The organism is Pyxidicoccus sp. M15, from assembly GCF_056858435.1.
Map to the genome: position 1 here is coordinate 7,033,668 of NZ_CM166495.1, position 18,835 is coordinate 7,052,502.

Here is an 18,835-nt window from a genome sequence, read left to right on the forward strand (position 1 = left end):
CGCCAACACCCCGGCTCAAGACAGGAAAAGGCCGGTTGCCGCAGGGCCGCCGGCCGTTTCCTGGACCCAGGAGGGGAGGCGGGAGGCCGTCTGCATGTGCTGCCTGGCGAAAGAGAAGGCCGGCTCCAGAAGTTACGGGCCCGTGCCATTTTCGAATCCATTCCACGCTCGCGGGCCCCGATTCGCTCGGCTGCTGACCTTCTGTGTGGTGCAGCTCCTGCTCGGCACGGGTTGCATGAGTCTGCCGGAGCCGTTGTTCGACAGGATCCCCGCTTCCGAGGGACGGCTGCGCGTCATCACCTACAACGTGCACCTCGGCAAGGCCTTGATTGACGAGCGGGATGGCGGGTCCAGCTCGATGAGCGAGGCGTTCCACGAGCGCGAGAGGATGCGAGATGTCGACATCCTCGGTCTCCAGGAACTGTGCTCGGATGAGGGCGGCTGGCAGCTCGACTACTTCGACACGCTCATGCGCTCGTTCGGTGGCTCGTCCTACTACGCGTTCGCACTCTCGGACCCTGTCGGGAAGATGATGTGCGGCAGGGTCGAGGCCATCTTCAGCCGACATCCCATCGTCGACTCCGGCGCTATCGAGCTGCCGAACGTCCGCCAGCCCCGCTCCGCCGTATGGGCGGACATCGACGTGCCCGCCGCGAACGGGACGGGGACGGTGCGCATCCGCGTCTACAACGCGCACCTGGAGAATCGTCCGAACAAGGACCACCTGACCTGGGAGGAGGGACGGCTGCGGCAGACGCGGGTCATCCTCGCCCATCTGGCGGAGTGGCGCGCGACGCACCCCGACTCGCCGGTGATACTGCTGGGAGACCTGAACAGCCTCAGCAAGTACTGGGACCTCTGGAGCCGTGAGGAGTCCCTCCACGAGATTGAACGCCAGGGGCTGCAGCCCACGCTCAAGAAATACAACCGCACAATCACGCTGACGCCCCATCAGGTCGACTGGATTTTCTTCCAGGGGCTCCGGCAGCGCAGGTCCCAGGTCGAGCACGTGTGGCTCTCCGACCACTTCCCGGTGGTGGCGGACTTCGCGCTGCCCACGGCCCCGGTGCAGGAGCCGACGCGCGTGGAGGGTCCGTGAGACGGTGGCCCTTCAGTGCACGGACAGGAAGAAACGCAGCTCATAGGTGTCCTTGGTCACGTCCGGGAAGCCGTCGAAGCGGCTGTGATGCTGGAAGACGTTGACCTCCGAGCCCAGGCCCAGCCCGCCGACCACGGGGAGGTCCACCTGGAGCTGCCCGGTGTGCACCTGGTGCGAGCCGCCCGCGCCGTCCAGCACCACGACGCGTGACAGGTCCATCTCCAGCGTGACGAGGTCCCACGCGTCGCGCGCGTAGGCGACACGGAGCTGCACACCCGCGCCGGGGCCATAGTCGTAATCGCGGCCTTCGGACCCCTGGTGCGCGGAGGAGATGCCCGTGAGGACGCTGCCTTTCAATGACAGCACTGCCTTCAGCTTCGAGCGCGCGGAGAGCTGGCGCTGGTGCAGAAGGCCCACGTCCAGGGACTGTCCGCCCACCTCGTAGGCAATCGTGTCCGTGTAGCTCAGTTGCTGCGAGAGACCCAGCCGCAGCTCGTCTTGCTCGGTACGCACCAGCACCTTCGCCGCGAGCAGGCCCGTCAGCAGCGCGTGGCTGACCAGGCTGTCCTCCCGCGTGGTGAACTGGATGTGCACGTCGAAGGCGTCGAAGGGGCGACGGATGTCTCCACGGAACGCGTCCCCGTAGCGCAGGGCGAACTGGGTGAAGAACTGGTCCTTGGCTCGCGCCAGGAGCTTGCCGTCCCCCAACCTCAGGTAGCCCACCGTGGCCCAGCCCGCGAGCGCGCGAGAACGCCAGTCGGAGGGGGTGGGCTCATGCCGGAAGGCATCACCGCGCAGCAGCCGGTTGACTCCGCGAACGGGACTGATGAGGCCCGCCGTCAGCTCCCGGCCGAACCGGTCACTCCCCGTGGCCTCTGTATCGAGCACGGTGGAAGACAGCCGGTAGAGGGCCTCGCCCACGGCCACCCCGCCCATCGTGGTGTTGACGAGGTCATTGATGGACGGCGGCTCGGTCTCCGCGAACAACTCCCACTGGATGCTCCCCAGGAGCGTGAAGGGGATGGCGCTCACGAAGGAGAAGCCGTTGTCACGCGCGGCCGTGTAGTAGAGGCCGCCGTGGTAGGGATGCGCGAACTGGTTCGTGGAGAAGCCATCCCCATCCCAGACAAAGCCCGTACGCAGGTTGTCCTTCCACGTCTGGAGGCTCACACGTGCCCAGTCCTTCTGGCCGAGCGTCCGGTCATAGGTCCACACCACCAGGTTGATGGCGGTGACCTCCCCCAGCGCGAGCCACGGGTGGCGCTCCGGCGCCGTGGCCTCGTCGACTGCGGGCTCGGCCCGGGGGGCATCCTCGGGCAGCGTCGCTTCCGCCGCGCGAGAGGCGGCGAAGATGAGCTCCAGCACTCCCAGAGCAAGCCGCCCCGCCTGGACGGCGCGCCGACGCCCTCCACGTCGCGGACCGAGGCTGCCTGTTCCCATGTGAATGACCGCGCCCCACCTGTCCGCCAGCCCCGTCTCGGGCTCCTGCCGCGCCCGCCCAAGGTAGGCAGCCGCCATCCGCGAGGCGCCCCTCCTTCTGGGGAGGGGCCAGCGGCAGGCACCGCATCGGGCAACAGCGCAGCAGCGGGCCACGGGCGGCTGCTCACGCCCCCGTGCGACCAGCCCAGGTGTCAGAGCGGGGGGATGGCGTCCGGCTCGGGTGAGCCGGCATCATGTGGACATGGGCTCTTCCGCTGATTCGAAGTCGCGGCTCCGTGCGCGGAGCGCGGCGTCCCTCCTGTGGGTGCTGGCCGTGAGCGGGGTGGGCCTGGTCTCCTCGGAGGGCCTGGCGGCGGGGCGCGGACGGCGGGCGTCACGCGCGGAGCCGTTCCAGCTCGCGACGGCGCCGCTCGAGGGGCGTTACCTTTCCCTCGGGCTCAACCTGGGCCTCGGCGGTGACGAGTCCGCGGACCAGCGCGAAATCCTTCCCCAGGGGGACACGTACCCGGTGGTGGGTCTCGAGGCGAGCATGGTGAAGCTTCGCGGCCGGGACTTCATATGGCTCGGGGGCTACGCGGACCTGGTGCAGTCGCTGCCCAACCGGGCCACGCGCATCAGCCTGGGCCCGGAGGTGGGATGGGGGCCGCTGGGGCTGGACCTGGGGTTGCTGGGGGAGCTGCGCCGGGGCCAGCTCGGCGGCGGCTTCCAGGTGCGCGGCCTGCTGACCATCGCCTATGTGACCGCCTACGCGAGCTTCCACGCCGTGTACGAGCGGGGCGAGCGGCGGCTCCGGGAGAATGCGCAGGTGGGGCTGCTGCTGAAGCTTCCCTTCATCATGGAGCTCACCGGGAACGAGGGGACTCCGTCCCGGCGGCGGTGAGCGCCGCTCCGGTGTCTCAGGGCAGCAGCGCGCGCAGCCCCTCACGGAGCGCGGCGCCACGCTCCTCCAAAGGGAGCGCGCGGTCGTCCTCATAGAGCTCCGCGAGCGGCACGCTCAGTTGCCCGGCGGGCTGCTCCACGCTGAGCGCGAAGCGCGCCTCGTCCGCCATGATGACGAGACCGGGCCGCTCGGCAGCGGCGACGGCGCAGGCCTTCGCGAGGAAGGCGCGGCGCGCGGCCGCAGCCCCACCTCCGCCCAGGACGCGCTGGCAGCTGGAGTCGCTCATGTCACCCAGCATGGGATGCGGGGACAGGAGCGCGCAAGCGGTGCCTGGGCAGGCATGTCCCCCAGGGCACGCCATGTGCGAGCCCAGCCCCGGCGCGGAGGACATTCTTCAAGTGTGGTAACCCGGTGGCGTGGAGTCGCCGTCCATTGCCCGCAAGGAGCCTACAGACCATGCGCACCCATCGAATCGTGTTCCCCCTGCTGCTGGTCACCTCGCTCAACGCATTCGCGCGCGACCCCTTCCCTGACGTTACGACGGCTGAGCTCAACAACACCTTGCTGAAGTTGCACAACGAATACCGCACGAAACATCACGCTCCCAGCCTGGTGGTGGATCCCGTGCTCGTGGCCTACGCGAAGAGCCGCGTGAAGGCTGTCTCGCAATATGAAGGTCTCGGCGAGGGCCACCGGGGACTCGACCGCAAATACGGTGAGAACCTCTATTGGGCCGGGAGCTCAACCAAGGAGGCTCCGTCCACCCGTTTCGCGACTGCCGCCGTCAAGGCCTGGTACGACGAGGTCAAGCAGTACAACTTCAGGAGCGGGAGTTTCTCTGGAGCCACCGGCCACTTCACTCAGCTGGTCTGGAAGGGCACCACCCGGGTCGGCTGTGCCGTCGCCCATGGGAAGGGCTCTCGGTGGTACGAAACGTATCTGGTCTGCAACTATCTGGCCCCGGGAAACATGATGGGGGAGTTCCAGAAGAACGTCCTTCCCCAGTAGTGCCCCGGTCCACCCGTGTCTGGGTTTGCGCGCCTCCCCGGTGAAGCGCCGCGTGCTCAGGCCGTCCCCTGGAGTTCGCCCAGCAGGAACGGCAGCAGCTCCTCGGCGCGCCCCAGCACCTCCACGTCGAAGTCCGGGTGGCGCGGCTGCATGGGCGTGAGGTTGAGCAGCAGCGTCCAGGCCCCCGCGTACTTCGCGCCACGCACGAAGTTCGAGGCGGGAGCGACAGTGCCGGACGTGCCCACCGCGAGGAAGAGGTCACACTCGCGCAGGGCCTTCTTCGCGGCCCACTCCGCGTCCACGGGCAGCGGCTCATCGAACAACGTGATGTCCGGCCGCAGGGGCTGTCCACACCGCTCGCACGGCTCCGCCTGCACACGCTCGGTGGGGTCCTCGAACGGAGGCAGCCCACACTTCGGATTGCCACAGCGGGTGCGCAGCAGCGAGCCGTGCAGCTCGACGACGTTGCGGCTGCCCGCCAACATGTGCAGCCCATCCACGTTCTGGGTGACCAGCGTGAAGGTGCGTCCCGGAGCGGGCCTGGACTCCCATTCCGCCAGCGCGCGGTGGGCCGCATTGGGCGCCGCGTCCCGGAGGTGCTTGCGCATCGGGCCGAACAGGCTCCAGACGCGGGAGGGCTCCCGGGCCACCATCGCCGCGTCGGGCACCTCCTCCGCCTCCGGCCGCGTCCACAACCCACCCGGGCCGCGGTAGGTGGGCAGCCCGGAGGCGACGGAGATGCCCGCTCCGGTGAGGACCACGACCTGGCGCCATGCGGTGGCCCGCAGTCGGTCGCGCAGCCGTCGCAGCTCGTCATCGCTCGTGAAGGAGTCCGCCATGCGAAGAGCCTACTCCGGTGGCCGGGAGCGGAAGGAACGGCTTCCCGCCCCGACTCAGCGCGTGACGGTGGGCAGCGCCCTGCCCTCCAGCCACGCGTCGAGCATTCCCTCCTCCAGCAGTCGTCCGACGACGTGGTAGCGCGAGAGCATCGCCGGTGAGGTGAGCGCGTCCTCGCAGACGACCTCCGCCGTCCCGAGGTAGGACGAATGGCACATCCACACCCGCGAGCCGTCGTTCCACAGGAAGCCCACGTGGAGGTCGAGCCCGACGAGGTAGAGGCCCTCGCCCTCGCGCTTCACCCGCTCGACGACCTCGCTGACGGGACGGTTCCGGAAGCGCCACGTCCGCCGGGGAGGCACGAGTGTCTTCACGATGTACTCGGCGGGTTGCTGGGCCATCCGGACTCGCTCGACACGGAAGCCCGCATCCTCGAGCACGGTGGAGACGAGGTAGCCACAGGCGATGCTCCCGGAGCGTGGCGTCCGGGTGACCCCGTAGAACTCCCACGGCGTCCCGGACCAGGCGGGCAGGAGCTGCCGGGTGAGCGCCTGGAGCACGAAGGCGCGCGCCTCGTCCCGGACGGCGTCACGGTCCCCCCCCGGCTGGAGCCACCTCGCGGCGAGGGCACCGCGCCGGGCCGAGAGGTCCGCCAGGACTTCCGCGTAGGGCCGCTCCCGCGCGGAAGGGACGTCCTCCGCGGGCAGCGCGGTGAGGGCCACGAACAGGAGCGTGGAGAGCATGTGGAGGTGGACGCCTGGACGCGGCCGACCGTTCCCTATCCCGCCCGCAGCGCCCCATTCCGCCGCAGCCACTGCGCCGCCGAGCGCAGGTCCGCCTCGAAGTGGATGCGCGCCTCCGCCCGCTTGCGCGGGTCCGGCATGCGCAGCAGCGCCGACGGGTGGAAGGTGGCCATCCACCCGTCCGCCCACGGCGTCTCGAACACCTGCCCCCGGCTGAGATTGATTCGGAACCCCGGCCCCAGGAACGCCTGCGCCGCGGTGGCCCCGAGCGCGACGATGAGCCTTGGCCGCACCGCCGCCACCTCCGCCTCCAGCCACCCCCGGCACGCCAGCACCTCCGTCCGCCCCGGAGACTGGTGCAGCCGCCGCTTCCCACCCTCACCCTCCGTCCACCCGAAGTGCTTCACCGCATTGGTGACGTACAGCTCCGAGCGCTTCAGCCCCGCCCGGCCCAGCACCTCGTCCAGGAGCTGCCCCGCCGGCCCCACGAAGGGGCGTCCCTCGCGGTCCTCCATGTCCCCGGGCTGCTCGCCCACCAGCATCAGCGGCGCCCCCACCGGCCCCTCTCCAAACACCACCTGCGTGGCCCGCACATGCAGCGGGCACGCCTTGCATGCCCGGGCCGCCTCCGCGAGCACCGGCAGCTCGCGGCGCTCCGGGAGGAAGGCCGTGGCCGCGGACACCTCGCGCACCGGCGCCACCATGCCCGACGTGCGCGTGGGCGCCCGCCGCACCAGCTCCGGAATGAGCCGCGCCTCCGGCAGCGTGGCCCAGTGCTTCTTCGGCAGCTCCGCCCGCATGGCCCGCACGTTGAGCCGCGCCGGGTTGAAGATGGACGCGTAGTAGGTCCCCCACAGCGACTCCAGCACGTCCCCCTCCGGCGCTTCCGAGCGCGACACGCCCGCGCCGTAGGTGAGCCGCTCCAGGTCCCAGTGCACGCAGGCGTCCGGCGTGAGGATGCTCCAGCGCATGGACGGGAAGCGGCGCACGAAGAACGGCGCCACGTGCCGGACGATGAGGTGGTCCGGCCGGTGCCACGCGATGAAGTGCTCCACCCCGCCCCGCTCCACCCGCCGGAAGCGCACGAAGGCCGTCATCTTGTGCGCGTCCCGCCGCACCGCCCGCTCCATCATCCGCAGCCGGTGCACGTCCACGTCGCTGTCCACCTCCAGCAGGTTGCGCTCCCCATGCGTCAGCCGCCAGAGCACGCGGTACAGCAGCGCCCAGCGCTCCGCGTCCCGGTGACACGCCACCTTCTCCGCCAACCCCAGGAAGTCCCGCGGCACCGCGGGCGCCGGTGGCCCCGAGGACAGCCCCAGCTCCGTCACGGGCGCCCCCAGCGACAGCAGCGAGCCCTGCGCCGCGCCGGCCTCCTCGAAGAGCACCCGCTCCGGAGGCTCGCCGCGCGCCAACAGCCCCCGCGCCACCGCGCGGAAGGACGCCAGGTCCGGCTCCAGGCTCACCCGCATCAGAGCTCCCCCGTCACCGCGGACGCCGCGGCCTCGAAGAGCGAGAGCTGCGACGCCGGCCGCACCCGCTCCACCAGCCGCGCCGAGTCCAACAGCAGCGTGGGCCGCCAGTCCGCCGTGACGATGAACGGCCGCGCCCGCCGCAGCGGCACCTTGAGCCGCACCAGGTCCGCCAGCGTCACCGCGTGCCACCGCCGGATGCGCACCACCCGGTCCACCGTGCGCACCCCCATCCCCGGCACGCGCAGCAGCATCTCCCGGGGCGCCCGGTTCAGGTCCACCGGGAAGACGTCCCGCCGGCGCAGGGCCCAGGAGAGCTTCGGGTCCAGCTCCAGCGACAGGTCCGGCTGCTCGGGCGGCGCCAGTTCTCCGACGCGAAAGCCATAGAAGCGCAACAGCCAGTCCGCCTGGTACAGCCGGTGCTCGCGCACCAGCGGCGGCGACTTCGCCGGCAGCCGCACGTCCGAGTGCGGAATGGGGCTGAAGGCCGAGTAGTACACGCGCTTCAACCCGAAGCGCGTGTACAAGCGGTGCGCCGTGTCCAGGATGGCCGCGTCCGGAGACGGCGTGGCCCCGACAATCATCTGCGTGCTCTGCCCCGCCGGAGCGAAGCGCGGCGCCTTCGGGCTCTGTGCGCGCTCCGCCTTCGCCTGCACCAGCCGGGAGTGGATCTCCCCCATGGTGCGGCCGGTGACGGACAGGCTCTTCTCCGGTGCCAGCCGCTGGAGGTCCGCCTCCGTGGGCAGTTCGATGTTGGCGCTCAGGCGGTCCGCGTAGCGCCCCGCCTGCGCAATCAACTCCGGGGACGCGCCCGGTACGGCCTTCAGGTGGATGTAGCCGTGGAAGGCGTGCTCCTCGCGCAGCAGCCGCGCCACCTGGACCATCTGCTCCATGGTGTAGTCCGGGCCCTTGATGACGCCCGAGCTGAGGAACAACCCTTCGATGTAGTTGCGCCGGTAGAAGTCCAGCGTGAGCCCCACCACCTCCTCCGGCGTGAAGCGCGCCCGGGGCGTGTCGCTGGAGATGCGGTTGATGCAGTACTGGCAGTCGTAGACGCAGAAGTTGGTGAGCAGCACCTTCAAGAGCGACACACACCGCCCATCCGGCGTGTAGCTGTGACAGATGCCCGTGCGCTCCACGCTGCCCAGGCCTCCTTTGGGCGCGGACTCACGCTTGCCCCCACTGCTCGCGCAGGAGGCGTCGTACTTCGCCGCGTTGGCAAGAATCTGGAGCTTCTGGCGGACGTCCATGAATGCTCGGTCGTGGTCTCCGGACAGCCCGTCGGGCCACCCTCCCCTCACCGCACGTCCTACCCCTCCGGTCTGACATCCCCCACCCGCCCTCCAGCGTCCGACCGGGCAGGCGCCGCCCTGCCGCTCTCCGGGCAACCTGCCTGCCAGAAAGTCCCGACAGGGCCCTCCGGACGGGCAATCGGAACAGGCGCGCGGCGCCTCTCCCTGGAGCCTCCGCGAGCGCCCGGCCCTGGCCCGACTCCTGCGCAGCTCCGGCGCCGGGCGAGTCCGCCAGACACGTCCTCGTAGAGCAGGACGCGCAGCACCTGATTCGCATCTGCGACGTCGCGGGAGATTGAGCGCCCGCATGGCCATTCCCGGCATCGATGATGAATTCATGAAGAGCCCGTGAGGATTGGCGCCCGTGTCTGCCTTTAGGGTCATCCCAGTCGACCCCGAAGGGAGCACGCGATGACGAAGCAGAAGCGGCAGTGGGCAAAGTCTGTCGTTGGGTTCATCCACGTCGTCCTGGTGCTGCTGTGCCTCGGGCCCGGGACGGCGGCCGCGGAGCTTCCCCTGCTCTCGCTGCCGGCCATGGGCTCGGAGAGCTGGCGGACGGACCTGCTCACCGGTACGAATCAGGTGGGCCTCGGAACGTACCTGCCTTTCCCCTGCACGAATGAGTCGGATGGCCTCGTCCTCGAGGCCCGCCAGGGCTTCCACCGTGCGGCGTTCAGCGCCGACGCCGCCTACCACCTGCGCTTCACGCCGTCGTACCGGGACGTCCTCTCGGATGAGCTCAACGTGGCCATGCAGCTGGGGCTCCATGTCCATACCGCCACCCGCACCAGCGACGACGCGGGCGTGGGCCCCGCGCTGGGCTTCTCCTTCTCGCGCCTGACACAGAGCGTGCCCGTGGCGGAATACGTGGAAGGCTTCGTGGGGGTGCAGGCCTCGACGGTGATGGCGCCGGGCAGCGCGCGGCTCGACGTGCCCGTGCGCGCCAGCCTCGGCCTCCAGGGACGCGTGGGAGATGTCCACCTGCTGCTCGTGGCCCGGGGTGGGTATGACGACCTGCGGCTCGGCCTGGGGAGCAAGCCCACCGTGGAAGCCACCCTCGCCGTCGGCCTGTGGCACTTCGAGGAGATGTTCAGCCGCTACACCCGGCGCCGGTGACAATCCTGACATACACCTGTCACGCGGGGGACGCAGGTTGCGCTTCATGGAGCTCGCGGCCCCGGGCACTTCCGCCCGGGAGCCGCCGACTCCGAGCACGGAGCGAAGCCATGGAACGCAACGACGCCCTGAACTGGTTCGAGATTCCCTGCACCGAGCTGTCCCGCGCCGCCACCTTCTACGAGCGCATGACGGGGCTGACGCTCAAGCGCGAGCGCTTCATGGACGTGCCGCACGCCATCTTCCGGACGCCGGGCGTGAACGGCGCGCTCGTCGAGGACCCGCACAACGGGCCGAGCGCCAAGGGTCAGCGCATCTACCTCAACGCGAAGGCGGAGCTGGACGCGTGGCTGTCGCGGGTGGAGGACGCCGGCGGCAAGGTGCTGCTGCCCCGGACGGCCATCGGACCCATGGGCCACATCGCCATCATCCAGGACAGCGAGGGCAACCACGTGGGCCTTCACTCGCCGCTCGCGAGCTAGGCACACGTCAGGAGTGGGCTCCGTCGAGGAACCCACTCCCACCGCGTCCTGACTACTGGCAGTCCGCCAGGTTGTAGTTGAAGTCCTGGCGCGGCGTCTGGCCCGGGTCCTGGTTGATGGCCGCGATGCTCAGCTCGCTGTAGGAGACCGTCTGCGTGCTGCCAATCACCATCTGCGTCTTCTGCACGCGCGTGGTGGACAGCACCACCTTGCCCGTCGTGCCGCCGGGCTCGATGCGGAAGCAGTTCATGATGCGCGCGTCCACCGTGGACTTGTAGCAACGGGTGTACTGGCCCAGCACCGTGCGCTTCGTGTACGTGCAGCGGCAATCCCACGGGTCGTACTCCTCGGACACGTGCGCGGCCTCGTAGCCGGTGGCCGTCTGCACCACCTCCAGGTACGTGCCGTCCTGCGGCTGCTCACACCGCAGCAGCGTGTCGCCGACCGCGCCCTGCTCCACCTCCACCAGCTCCGGCACGGCCTCGGCCGACGGCTGCGGCTCCTGCTGCGGCGCGGCGCCACAGCCCAGGCCCAGGAGGGAAGTCACGAAGATGAACGCCGAGAAACGCAGGGAGGAACGCATGGCAGCTCCAGGTGAGGAATCGGGGTCATTCCCGACTCACCCGCATGGGAGCCTTTCCCGTGACTTCGCGCAATGCACTTCTGTGTGAATCCGGAAGCGGGCCGCGTTCGGGGAAGACACGAGCGCGGCCGCATGCGTCCCGGGCGAACGCGGCGACAGGTCGTTTCGAGGCTCCTTACGGGGGACAACCCGCGGGCACGGAGGTTGCTCCGGCACGCGGCGCAACCCACGACATTCCATGAGGAGCGCCCCATGAACGAGCTGACCCATGCCCAGGTCCCCGTGGCGAAGCAGGAGCCGGTGCACGCCCAGCGGCCCTCCGCCGCGTCCACGCAGTCCGCGGAGCCTGTCTCGGCCACGGCCGACACCGGGTTCACCCTGGTCAACACGACGCCCACGTCCGCCGAGTTCCGCGTCATGCAGGGCTCGAACCAGATTGCCAGGGTGAGCGTCGCCCCGGGAGCGAGCGCGAAGATGCCCATGGGCGATGCCTATTCGGTCTCCGCGATGACGTACATTGGCGGCCTCGCGCTCACCACGGCCACCGTCAGCTTCAAGGCCCACTCCGCCTTCCTGCTCGCGCGGATGAAGTTGACCGCGCCCGGCCTCTACGGCTTCGAGCTCCTGCGAATCGGCCCCACCCAGCCGAAGGCCATCGTCCTCGAGAACACCTGGCGCGCGCCGGTGCAGTTCACCATCACCCGCAACGGCAGCCCCATCGACATCGTCACGGTGGTGGACGCGAACAACGAGAGCTCGGTCAGCACCGCGCAGCAGTGGCAGATCTTCGCCATCGTCAACGGCATCACCACGCCGACGGTGCAGACCACCAACCCCGACGCGACCATCACCGTGTACCCGGACACCGACGACGACAACTACACCCTGAAGGTGTCCTGAGGGGCGGCGCTCACTCCTCCTTCGTCAGCGCGTCCACCTGCTCTTGAAGGCTCGCCGTGTCCTCGAAGAACGCGTCCACGGGCTGCGCGCGGGCGAGCCGGAAGGCCGGCGGCAGCAGCGTGCGCGGGAAGTCGAGCCCCTCGTTGAAGCCCTCGTTGCCCAGCAGGTCCCCCGCGCGCGACACGACGCCGAAGACGAGCGTGACGACGACGAGCACGCGCATCAACCGCCGGGGCTCCCACCGCGTCACGTAGCGCAGGTGCCAGTAGAGCCCCCACCCCATCAGCCCGAGGAAGGCCAGGAAGTGCACCCCCGGCAGCCCGCCGCCCAGCGCGAGGCTGAAGCCCACCAGCGTGAGCAGCGCGGGAATGACGATGGCGCCCAGCAACACCAACGTGCCGATGGCGGCGTGCGTGCGGTAATGGAACTGCCGCCGGGCGATGCGGCTCGCCACGGACCAGCCGCCCGCCCACATGAGCAGGAGGGCCAGCGGCGCCACCACCGCCACCGTCAATTCGCCCCAGTCGGTGCGGCCGTAGTTGGTGAGGTAGCCCTCCAGGAGGCTCGCGCCCACCAGGGCCACCAGCGCCAGGGCGAAGGTGCGGGGCTGCTCGAAGACGCGGGGGCGCGGCGCGGTGGGCGCGGGCCCGACGACGGTGTCCTCCACCGGGTGGTTGCGAGCACGGAAGCGCAGCACGGTGTCGCCCACCGCCACGCGGGTGTCGGGCGTGAGCTCCAGCTCGGCGAGCGGCGCCCACGGGTCCACGCGGAAGGTGCCGTTGTGGCTGCCCACGTCGCGCAGCATCAACACGCCGTCCTCACGGCGCTCGATTCGCAGGTGCTCGGCGGACACCTTCGGGTCGTCGAGGATGACGTCGTTGGAGTAGCCGCGCCCCACGCTGGCGGGGAAGCGCTCCAGGCGGTGGCGGGCATGGACGGCGTCACCCTCCAGCACCTCCAGGAAGATTACTTCGTCCACGACAGCCCCTCCAGGTAGCGGCGGGCAATCTTCCGGCCGTTGTCCGCGGTGAAGCCGGCGAGCGTCAGCGAGGTGTCCACGCCGCTCGTCCCCGCGTTCAGGGTGGCCGCGCGCAGCACCACGTCGTAGAGGCCGGGGAACTTCCGGTACGCGCGCAGGCACAGCGCGGCGCGCACCGGCAGGCCCCCCACGTCCACGAACTCCGACTTGCAGCGGTAGTTGGTGACGTCCTGGCGCGTGGCCTCCACCGCGTCCGGGTCCTGGGAGAACAGCGCGCTGTAGAGCGCGGAGAAGCGCAGCGCGCCCAGCTTCTGGCTGGTGGCGTGCTGGTGCAGGTAGGCCACCACGCCCGTGCGGTGGTTCGAGGACACGTAGATGTCCTCCTCGGACGAGCACTGGTAGTTCGTCACCGTGTACGGCACCTCGGGGTCATGCGGCGTGTCGCCCCAGCACTTGAGGAAGGGGCTCCAGCGGCCGGGGACCTGGTAGCCGCCCAGCGCCTGCTTCGGCAGCGCCGCCTCCATGAGTCGCTCGGTGAGGCGCTCCTGGTTGTCGAGCAGCTGCGTGCGCACGCGGTCCAGCAGCACCTGCGGGTCCGCGGCCGTTTCCTTCAGCGCGCGCGCGAGCAGCTCGCGCGCGTAGCGCACCGGCACGAGGAAGCCCACCTGGTTGCCCATGGTGGCGACGTTGATGCCCACCACGCGGCCCTCTCCCGTCAGGGTGGGCCCGCCGCTCATGCCGGGGTTGATGGCGCCGCTGAAGTGGAGCCGCTCGTAGAGGGCATCCTGGATGTAGCCGTTGTACGTGCCCTCGACGATGGTGGTGCCCAGGTCCCTCGGGTTGCCCATGGCGAACAGCCGCGCGCCCTGCGGCGGCTCGCGGTCCTCGAGGGCGAAGAAGTCCGCCACCGGCGTGCCCATCTGGATGACGGCCAGGTCGTGCACCACGTCCACGTCCACCAGGCGCACGGGGACCGGCTCCGTGCTGCTGCTCAGCACCAGCTCCGCGGTGTAGTCCTCCGGGTGGATGACCACGTCGGAGACCACGTGGTAGTTCGTCACCGCGTGGCCGGTGGCGGAGACGAAGAACGCCGAGCCGATGGACGAGCGCGTCCCGGAGCGGCGCTCGATGATGCGCACCTGGGCGACGCGGCCCTGGATGCGCTGGAACAGCTCATGGGTGGCGGGCGGCAGCGCGGAGATGGGCACCGGCGGCGCGGCCTCGGGGGCTCCGGCGTCCGGCGCTGGCGGTCCGGGCTCCACGGGAGCCACCGGCGCCTGCGCGAGCACGGCGGCGAGGATGAAGGCGAACATGTGCGTCCCACCCTACCCCACCCCGCCTGGCTCGGGGGCGCGGAGCAGCGGCGGGAATGTCCGCGACGGACAGGACGGGGGCCTGCTCCCACGACGGGCACCGCGCACATGCCCGGCCTCCCGTGCCGGGAGGCTTGGCTTTCCCTCTCGCATGGGCGCGACTTCCATCAAGGTTCGCCTGCCCGGACCCGCAGTGGAGTGACCGCGGCGAGCGCACGCGGGTCCGTTCATGACAGGGAGCGGACGGGCATCCACGCCTGGGTGCCTGCCCTCGCATTCAACGGGCGCGCGCGCGGAGAATGCGCCCGAGCATGAAGCAGGGACTGGCGCCCGCCTTCAGGCATTGGGAGATGACGACGACATGGAGATCAAGGGCACGGCGTTCCTCGCGAGACAGGATTCCGTGGTGGCCGACTTCGGTGAGCCGGCGTGGCGCTCGTTCCTGGTGGAGTACGCGAAGAAGGACTCCGTCTTCACGAAGCCGGTGATGCCCGTGACGTGGATTCCGGCGGACGCCTACGTGCGCTTCTCGGAGGCGCTGCTCGCGCGCTTCTACAAGAACGACCCGATGGCGTACTGGACCTTCGGGGAGAAGGCGGTGGAGCAGGCGCTCACGAAGGGCCAGCTCAAGGCCATGTTCGCCCAGGCCGACTACCGCCGCTTCCTCCAATTCTTCCCCGGCGTGTGGAAGGCCTACTTCAGCGCGGGCGTCGCCCACGTGGACACGGGCGAGGGCTACGCGGAGTTGCGCATCACCGGCGTCCCCAGGCCGCACGCGTACTTCGAGTACATCACCATGGGCTTCATGAAGCGCGGGCTGGAGGTGCTCGGCGCGAAGAACGTGAAGTCCGAGCGCCTCAAGGGCTTTTCAAAGGGCGACGCGGAGTGCCTCTATCGCTTTCAGTTCACGGGGTGAGAATCGCACGCCCCCGTGGCTGAATTGGCACCATTCATTGTCAGATGGGCGATATAAGAGAGCGCAACCCTCGCTCTCGACACATGGCCGGCAATCGAGGGTGGGACCTTGCACAACCTGAAAGGCTTTACCCATGACTGCATCATCGAGGTCGTCCCTCGCCTGGCTTCCTCTGTCCTTGCTGGCCCTGGCCCTCACCGCCTGCGGTGGACCGATGGAGAACCCCTCCACGGACACGGCCCCGCTCGAGTCCACGACCCAGGAGCTTTGCGACCTGACCGGTAGCTGGGAGGTGACCAACTACTCGCCGGTGTTCCGCATCGCCATCACGCAGTCAGGCACCACGGCCACCGCGGTCAAGCTCGACAATGTCGGGAACGTGCCCGCCGGGCAGACTCACTGGTACGCGGACACCGTGACCGGCGCGGGCCAGGGTCAGGTCGCGCAGCCGGGCTATGTGAATCCCTATTTCGTGTCGGGCACCCTGGTCATCGTCGACTGCGACCACATCCAGTTCACCTTCTCCGGCTACACGTTCGCCTACACCCGTCTGTAGCCGCAGGCACGGGCCGCGGCGCCATGACTCAAGCACCCGAGTCATGGCGCACGCGCCGTCTGCGCCACGCGGTGTACGACGCCACCAGCGCTCCGGCCAGGGCCCCCGCGAGCGCTCCCAGAAGTCTGCGCGGCACGGGCCCGGCGGCCGTCGTCTGCTCCAGCCGGAAGGTCTCCAGCGAAGCGCGCACGCGGGGCTCCAATTCCTCCCACCGCACCGCGGGCGCGCTCACCGTCACCACCGCGTGACGGCCTTCCGACGCCAGCCCCGCCACCAGCACCGTGCGCACCTGCCCCGCCTCGCGCAGCGTGCCCAGCACCTCCACGCGCGGCGCCGCTCCGCCCAGGCGCGCCACGCGCTCGGGTGACAGCGTCAGGCCTAAATCCCGCTGGAAGTGCTGCATCACCGCCGCCGCGAACTCGTCCCGCTCGGAGGGGCTCGCGGAGAAGCCCTGCTCCACCACGGACACCAGCAGCGTGGCCGCCTCCGGGCCCTCGCCATCCGCGAGCGCGGCGGACAAGGCGCGCGGTGCATCCGCCTCCAGCGCCACCGCCCCGGCGCGCGAGCCGGCGTACTGCTCCCAGCGCACCATGTGGAAGCCCTCGGGCGGACGGAACTGATAGCCGTCTCGGCGCAATTCGGAGCCGAGCGCGCCCGACAGCGCCACGAGTCCCAGGGCCCAGAGCGAGGTGTGCACGGCGCACAGCATAGGGCGCCACGTCCCGCCTGCCGACCCCGGCTCCACCCATTGCAACCCATGGCATCCATGTAATGCGCGCTATCCTGGAAGCCCTGCTTCGAGTCCCGAAGCAGCAAGGAGCCATCGCAATGCGCATGTCCCCGACGCGAGTCCTCTTCCTGGCAGCAGGCCTCCTCCTCCTCGCATGTGGAGGCGAGACATCAGAGAGCGACGGCGCTGGTGAGCCGCTGCGCGCCCGCGAGGACGGCGTCTACTGCTACTCCGTCTGCGGCGACAACCTCTGCGACGTCAACTCCGAGGCCTACAGCTGCCCGCAGGACTGTGGCAGCAACACCTGCGGCGACCACGTCTGCTGCAACGAAAACCCGTCGCTCTGTCCCGAGGACTGCCCGTATGCGTCCGACTATTGCTACGACACTCCGTGGACGCTGACGAACGATGCCCCGGAGCGGCTCGCCGGCAAGCAGGAGCGCCCGCGCTTCACGCCGAGCCTCGTCTGCGTCCCCCAGTGCGGCGACAACCTCTGCGACGTCAACTCCGAGGCCTACAGCTGTCCGCAGGACTGCGGCAGCAACACGTGCGGCGACAGCGTCTGCTGCCACGAGAACCCCTCCATCTGCCCCCAGGACTGCCCCTACGCGTCCGACTATTGCTACGACACCCCGGTGTGGTGAGCCGCGCCTCCCGGGGCGGTTCTCACCCTGCCGTCCCGGGTCGCTTCCAGACATCCGACGCCCGCGTGCCTTCGTTGTGACATCCCCCCGACGTCGCGGGTAACCTCCCCGGCCCGATGACCCCAGCAGCCCGGGCCGACATGGAGGCACGCGCCGATCGCGCCCTGCGCCGGGGTGAGCTCGCCGAGGCGCTCCACCTCTATGAGTCGCTCGCCCGGGCCTTCCCCGACGACGCGGCGCTCGCCCTCAAGCTCGCCAACCTGCGCGACTCGCTCCAGCCCTCGGAGCTCCAGGCCCTCCAGGCCTCCCGTCCTCCCGAGGAGGAGGCGTCCCTGCCGCTGGCCCCCTCTTCCCCAGCACAGGAGGGCGAGCGCCTCTTCGCCCTCGGGGACTACGTGGGAGCCGCCGCCGCCTACCGCCGGGCCCTCCAGGAACGCCCGGACAGCGAGCTGCTCAAGGAGCGGCTGATCGAGCTCTACGGCCTCGCGCGTGAGATGCCCCTACAGTCCCCTACAGACAAGGCCCTTCCCAAGGATGCGGAACCACGGCTCCAGGCCCTGCTCGACAGGGTCGCTTCGCGGCGCCGCCTCAAGCGCGACTGATGGAAGAGCCCGTCTTCACTCGCAATTCCGCCGTACCGGGTGATTCACGCGTTGCACCCCCCGGAGGGCACCCCTAGAATCAGGTCCGACGTCGCTGTCATGGTGTCACCCCGTCCCTCTGACACCCGCGTCCGACCTGTATGCCCCAATCCCTCCGACTCGGAGTCCTCACCGGTGGTGGCGACTGTCCCGGGCTCAACGCGCTGATCCGCGGCCTCGTGAAGCGGGGCACGCACGAGTTCGGCCACGAGTTCGTCGGCATCGAGAACGGCTACATGGGCCTGGTCGAGCCGGGGCTCGCCCACCCGCTCACCGAGGAGGACACGCGCGGCATCCTCCCCAAGGGCGGCACCATCCTCGGGACGTCGAACAAGGCCAACCCCTTCGCCTACGCCTTCCATGAGGCCGGCCACTGGGTGGAGCGGGACGTGTCCGACCAGGTCCTCCGCCGGTGCGAGGAATTGAAGCTGGACGGGCTCATCGCCGTCGGCGGGGACGGAACGCTTTCGATTGGCCACCGACTGGCGGCCAAGGGTCTCAAGGTCGTGGGCTGCCCGAAGACCATCGACAATGACTTGTCCGGCACGGACCAGACGTTCGGCTTCGACACCGCGCGCCTCATCGTCACCGAGGCGCTGGACCGGCTGCACTCCACCGCCGAGGCGCATGACCGGGTGATGGTGGTCGAAATCATGGGCCGCCACGCCGGCTTCCTCACGCTGGAGAGCGGCATCGCCGGCGGCGCGGACGTCATCCTCATCCCCGAGATTCCCTACCGGGTGGACTCCATCCTCGAGAAGATCCGTCGCCGCTCCACGCGCCGGCGCAGCTTCTCCATCATCGCCATCTCCGAGGGCGCCTTCCCCGAGGGAGGCACGCTGGCCGTGCTGGAGAAGGCCGAGGACGTGCCCGGACGGGGCGTGGTGCGGCTGGGCGGCTCCGGCAAGGTGTGCGCGGACCTGCTGGCGCGGCACGTGGAGGCGGAGATTCGGGTGACGGTGCTGGGCCACCTGCAGCGCGGCGGCAGCCCGAGCGCCGCGGACCGGGTGCTGGCCACGCGCTACGGGTGCAAGGTGTTGGATCTCGTGCGTGACGGGCAGTGGAACCATATGGTGGCACTGCGCGCCGGCGAGGTGGTCGCGGTACCGTTGAGTGAGTCGCGCAAGGAGCGCCGGGTGGACCCATCCGGAGAGCTGGTGCGCTTCGCGAAGTCCATGGGCATCAGCTTCGGGGACTGAGGGGGAGG

General features: G+C 69.9%; 21 protein-coding genes. 11 read left to right on the top strand and 10 right to left on the bottom strand.

Annotated elements, in window-relative coordinates; genetic code table 11:
- Positions 1–253: 253 nt before the first annotated feature.
- The gene (locus ACX9TP_RS25965; protein WP_482973301.1) at positions 254–1,099 is read left to right on the top strand and encodes an endonuclease/exonuclease/phosphatase family protein; all 846 of its coding nucleotides are present in this window, start codon (positions 254–256) and stop codon (positions 1,097–1,099) included.
- Positions 1,100–1,111: 12 nt separating this feature from the next.
- Here ACX9TP_RS25965 and ACX9TP_RS25970 read toward each other — a convergent pair whose 3' ends face one another.
- Complete coding sequence (locus tag ACX9TP_RS25970) at positions 1,112–2,464, bottom strand: DUF3943 domain-containing protein (protein ID WP_482973302.1); 1,353 nt, start codon at positions 2,462–2,464, stop codon at positions 1,112–1,114.
- Between the two features lie 316 nt (positions 2,465–2,780).
- Here ACX9TP_RS25970 and ACX9TP_RS25975 point away from each other — a divergent pair, with 316 nt between their 5' ends.
- Positions 2,781–3,419 carry a hypothetical protein gene (locus ACX9TP_RS25975; RefSeq protein WP_482973303.1) on the top strand — a complete coding sequence of 213 codons (639 nt, stop codon included), beginning with the start codon at positions 2,781–2,783 and terminating at the stop codon, positions 3,417–3,419.
- A 16-nt stretch (positions 3,420–3,435) separates the two neighbouring features.
- Here the strand turns inward: ACX9TP_RS25975 and ACX9TP_RS25980 are convergent, their stop codons facing one another.
- Entirely contained in the window at positions 3,436–3,705 is a 270-nt protein-coding gene (locus ACX9TP_RS25980; protein WP_482973304.1) for a hypothetical protein, read from the bottom strand.
- Between the two features lie 170 nt (positions 3,706–3,875).
- Here ACX9TP_RS25980 and ACX9TP_RS25985 point away from each other — a divergent pair, with 170 nt between their 5' ends.
- Positions 3,876–4,427 carry a CAP family protein gene (locus ACX9TP_RS25985; protein WP_482973305.1) on the top strand — a complete coding sequence of 184 codons (552 nt, stop codon included), beginning with the start codon at positions 3,876–3,878 and terminating at the stop codon, positions 4,425–4,427.
- Positions 4,428–4,483: 56 nt separating this feature from the next.
- On the opposite strand, the gene ACX9TP_RS25990 is transcribed toward ACX9TP_RS25985, so the two are convergent.
- Genes ACX9TP_RS25990 through ACX9TP_RS26005 form a run of 4 tightly spaced genes read right to left on the bottom strand, consistent with a single transcriptional unit; the run spans position 4,484 to position 8,726 of the window.
- Positions 4,484–5,266 (bottom strand): SIR2 family NAD-dependent protein deacylase, encoded by a 783-nt coding sequence (locus ACX9TP_RS25990; protein WP_482973306.1) that lies wholly within the window; start codon positions 5,264–5,266, stop codon positions 4,484–4,486.
- 54 nt (positions 5,267–5,320) lie between these two features.
- Positions 5,321–6,007 (bottom strand): hypothetical protein, encoded by a 687-nt coding sequence (locus ACX9TP_RS25995; protein ID WP_482973307.1) that lies wholly within the window; start codon positions 6,005–6,007, stop codon positions 5,321–5,323.
- A gap of 35 nt (positions 6,008–6,042) precedes the next feature.
- The gene (locus ACX9TP_RS26000; protein ID WP_482973308.1) at positions 6,043–7,476 is read right to left on the bottom strand and encodes a UdgX family uracil-DNA binding protein; all 1,434 of its coding nucleotides are present in this window, start codon (positions 7,474–7,476) and stop codon (positions 6,043–6,045) included.
- Complete coding sequence (locus ACX9TP_RS26005; protein ID WP_482973309.1) at positions 7,476–8,726, bottom strand: putative DNA modification/repair radical SAM protein; 1,251 nt, start codon at positions 8,724–8,726, stop codon at positions 7,476–7,478. The genes ACX9TP_RS26000 and ACX9TP_RS26005 overlap by 1 nt, the downstream gene beginning before the upstream one ends.
- Positions 8,727–9,179: 453 nt before the next feature.
- On the opposite strand from ACX9TP_RS26005, the gene ACX9TP_RS26010 reads away from it, so the two are divergent.
- Positions 9,180–9,884, top strand: a complete 705-nt coding sequence (locus ACX9TP_RS26010) for a hypothetical protein (protein ID WP_482973310.1) — start codon at positions 9,180–9,182, stop codon at positions 9,882–9,884.
- A gap of 110 nt (positions 9,885–9,994) precedes the next feature.
- The gene (locus ACX9TP_RS26015; protein ID WP_482973311.1) at positions 9,995–10,366 is read left to right on the top strand and encodes a VOC family protein; all 372 of its coding nucleotides are present in this window, start codon (positions 9,995–9,997) and stop codon (positions 10,364–10,366) included.
- Between the two features lie 52 nt (positions 10,367–10,418).
- Here ACX9TP_RS26015 and ACX9TP_RS26020 read toward each other — a convergent pair whose 3' ends face one another.
- A complete protein-coding gene (locus tag ACX9TP_RS26020) occupies positions 10,419–10,949 on the bottom strand; it encodes a hypothetical protein (protein ID WP_482973312.1) in 531 nt (176 codons plus the stop codon).
- A gap of 252 nt (positions 10,950–11,201) precedes the next feature.
- On the opposite strand from ACX9TP_RS26020, the gene ACX9TP_RS26025 reads away from it, so the two are divergent.
- On the top strand, positions 11,202–11,849 hold the full coding sequence (locus ACX9TP_RS26025) for a hypothetical protein (RefSeq protein WP_482973313.1): 648 nt from the start codon (positions 11,202–11,204) through the stop codon (positions 11,847–11,849).
- A 10-nt stretch (positions 11,850–11,859) separates the two neighbouring features.
- On the opposite strand, the gene ACX9TP_RS26030 is transcribed toward ACX9TP_RS26025, so the two are convergent.
- Both ACX9TP_RS26030 and ACX9TP_RS26035 read right to left on the bottom strand, forming a co-directional pair.
- Positions 11,860–12,828 carry an FHA domain-containing protein gene (locus ACX9TP_RS26030; RefSeq protein ID WP_482973314.1) on the bottom strand — a complete coding sequence of 323 codons (969 nt, stop codon included), beginning with the start codon at positions 12,826–12,828 and terminating at the stop codon, positions 11,860–11,862.
- Positions 12,816–14,141, bottom strand: coding sequence for a S1C family serine protease (locus ACX9TP_RS26035; RefSeq protein WP_482973315.1), 1,326 nt, complete (start codon positions 14,139–14,141; stop codon positions 12,816–12,818). Before ACX9TP_RS26035 ends, ACX9TP_RS26030 begins: the two co-directional genes overlap by 13 nt.
- 361 nt (positions 14,142–14,502) lie before the next feature.
- Here ACX9TP_RS26035 and ACX9TP_RS26040 point away from each other — a divergent pair, with 361 nt between their 5' ends.
- Together ACX9TP_RS26040 and ACX9TP_RS26045 are read left to right on the top strand one after the other, a co-directional pair.
- The gene (locus ACX9TP_RS26040; protein ID WP_482973316.1) at positions 14,503–15,057 is read left to right on the top strand and encodes a hypothetical protein; all 555 of its coding nucleotides are present in this window, start codon (positions 14,503–14,505) and stop codon (positions 15,055–15,057) included.
- Positions 15,058–15,235: 178 nt separating this feature from the next.
- On the top strand, positions 15,236–15,613 hold the full coding sequence (locus ACX9TP_RS26045; protein ID WP_482973317.1) for a Cyclin D1-binding domain-containing protein: 378 nt from the start codon (positions 15,236–15,238) through the stop codon (positions 15,611–15,613).
- Between the two features lie 28 nt (positions 15,614–15,641).
- Here ACX9TP_RS26045 and ACX9TP_RS26050 read toward each other — a convergent pair whose 3' ends face one another.
- Positions 15,642–16,322 carry a hypothetical protein gene (locus tag ACX9TP_RS26050; RefSeq protein ID WP_482973318.1) on the bottom strand — a complete coding sequence of 227 codons (681 nt, stop codon included), beginning with the start codon at positions 16,320–16,322 and terminating at the stop codon, positions 15,642–15,644.
- 125 nt (positions 16,323–16,447) lie between these two features.
- Here ACX9TP_RS26050 and ACX9TP_RS26055 point away from each other — a divergent pair, with 125 nt between their 5' ends.
- The 3 genes from ACX9TP_RS26055 (at position 16,448) to ACX9TP_RS26065 (ending at position 18,827) form a co-directional block, all read left to right on the top strand.
- On the top strand, positions 16,448–16,987 hold the full coding sequence (locus tag ACX9TP_RS26055) for a hypothetical protein (protein WP_482973319.1): 540 nt from the start codon (positions 16,448–16,450) through the stop codon (positions 16,985–16,987).
- Between the two features lie 116 nt (positions 16,988–17,103).
- Complete coding sequence (locus tag ACX9TP_RS26060; RefSeq protein ID WP_482973320.1) at positions 17,104–17,589, top strand: hypothetical protein; 486 nt, start codon at positions 17,104–17,106, stop codon at positions 17,587–17,589.
- 140 nt (positions 17,590–17,729) lie between these two features.
- Complete coding sequence (locus tag ACX9TP_RS26065) at positions 17,730–18,827, top strand: 6-phosphofructokinase (protein ID WP_482973321.1); 1,098 nt, start codon at positions 17,730–17,732, stop codon at positions 18,825–18,827.
- The last annotated feature ends 8 nt before the right edge of the window (positions 18,828–18,835 follow it).